The organism is Oleiphilus sp. HI0061 (assembly GCF_001635675.1).
In genome coordinates this window covers 1-1,668 of record NZ_LWFE01000857.1, presented here as the reverse complement: position 1 = coordinate 1,668, position 1,668 = coordinate 1, and the positions used below count along the sequence as shown (strand labels likewise).

Genomic DNA, 1,668 nt, shown 5'->3' with positions numbered 1-1,668 from the left:
TATTGTGGATATAAATTATCTGGGCGAGAGAAGAATGTCTACAGTGAATCAGTAGAATTTGTGACTTTTGTTAGGCATTTTTTATAATGTGAACGAGGCAGTGAACGGAATTTCATAACAAACACTTTTAGCCACAAAAGCCTACCCCATATTTCCCTGCCAACAGAATTTACAGACAACAGAAACTAAAAAAACCACCTCACATTGTGAGGCGGTTTCTCGTTTTGCTTCTAACTTAACTAAACACTTTCGTATCCAGCTTCAGCTAAGATCAAGATCTTAGTGAGCAGAGATAGTCCAGTTAGTAGTGTTAGTCACATCAGTCAAGTAGATTTCACCGATAGAAGTACCAGTGTCACCGAAAGACAATGAACCGATATCTAGGTCAAACTTAGAAGTAGTGTTGATTGCGATACCGTCAACATAACCTTCTCTTGTGTTGCCACCCTGGATATCTTGAGCTGGGTTCAAAGCAACAGAACCTAGATCAAGAACTGCGTCTTTAACAGCGTAGATGTCACGCATTGAGTGAGCGAAACCGAATGCATTCAATCCGTCTAGACCAGAAGTGTCACCACGATGGTTGTGGATTTTCAGATCGTTGATCTGAACACCAGCGATATCGATGTAAACATCTAAATCAGTGATGTTGAAGTAGCTATCCATGTGGATTTTTGAGTTCGCATCACCGTAACCAGTAGAACCAGTCACAGCATCAGAAGCTTCAGCAGCAGAGATACGACCATTACCATCAGTGTCAGTAGCGCCGAAACCATTACCATTGTTTTCGATATGGATATCTTTGTGACCCAAGTAACCCGCAATGCTTAAGTTGCTGATCAAAGTAGTAGTTTGTGCAGTAGAAAGATCTGCGCCTGGCTGGTAAGTAGAGTCAGCAATACCGATTGCACCGATTTCGTATTTGAAATCAACCGCTGTTACAGCTGCGTCGATAACTTCTTGAGTTGAGAAATCAGCAAGTGCAGTAGCACCGCCAGCAATAAGGTCATCAGCACTGATAAGAGCAGCCAATGGATCAGTAGCGATTTCGTGAATTAACAAGTCACCGTCTTCGATACCAACACGACCCTTAACGAATGTTCCGCCAAGTGCACCAGCAACTGCTTGAACAACAGATACACCAGGAGCAGCTTGTACATTGTTAGCTTCTAGCTGTGTCAAAGATGCACCATCAGCGTTAGCTTCGATACCGCCAGCCAAACCAGCTAGACGACCGTCATCTACAGCACCGTATGCTAGAGCCAATGCAGCTAGACCTTCAGCACCGTAAAAATCAGACAAACCACGATCTAAAATGTTTTCGCCAGTAGCAGCAGAACCAGCAATATCGATGTTCATACGGATATTGTCAATCATGTCAGTGTCGTTTGCTAGGTTATCGTCACCAGTGTTTGCGTTGCCGCCGATGCTGATGTCGTTGATGAATAGGCTACCAGCATCTTTATACATGAACTGACCGATAGAAACTTTAGTTTCTAGATCGATAGTCAAACCAGCTTGACCAGTTAGCTCGCCCATTGCTGAGTCGTCTAGAGCTTTAAGTTCAGCTTGTGCGCCAGCAGAAGCAGCAGCGATTGCAGAAACTAGTGCGATTTTTTTCAGGCCTTTCATATTATTCTCCTAATATTTAGGTTACGTTAAAACTGT

Annotated in this window: 1 protein-coding gene; it reads right to left on the bottom strand. The window is 43.3% G+C overall.

Features of this window, described 5'->3' with window-relative positions:
- Nucleotides 1–279 precede the first annotated feature (279 nt).
- The gene (locus tag A3735_RS10200; protein ID WP_068511042.1) at nucleotides 280–1,632 is read right to left on the bottom strand and encodes a DUF6160 family protein; all 1,353 of its coding nucleotides are present in this window, start codon (nucleotides 1,630–1,632) and stop codon (nucleotides 280–282) included.
- Nucleotides 1,633–1,668: the final 36 nt, after the last annotated feature.

What these genes read in the sequence shown, in the direction of transcription:
- A3735_RS10200 (WP_068511042.1), bottom strand. Translation starts at nt 1,632, where the DNA reads ATGAAAGGCCTGAAAAAAATCGCACTAGTTTCTGCAATCGCTGCTGCT.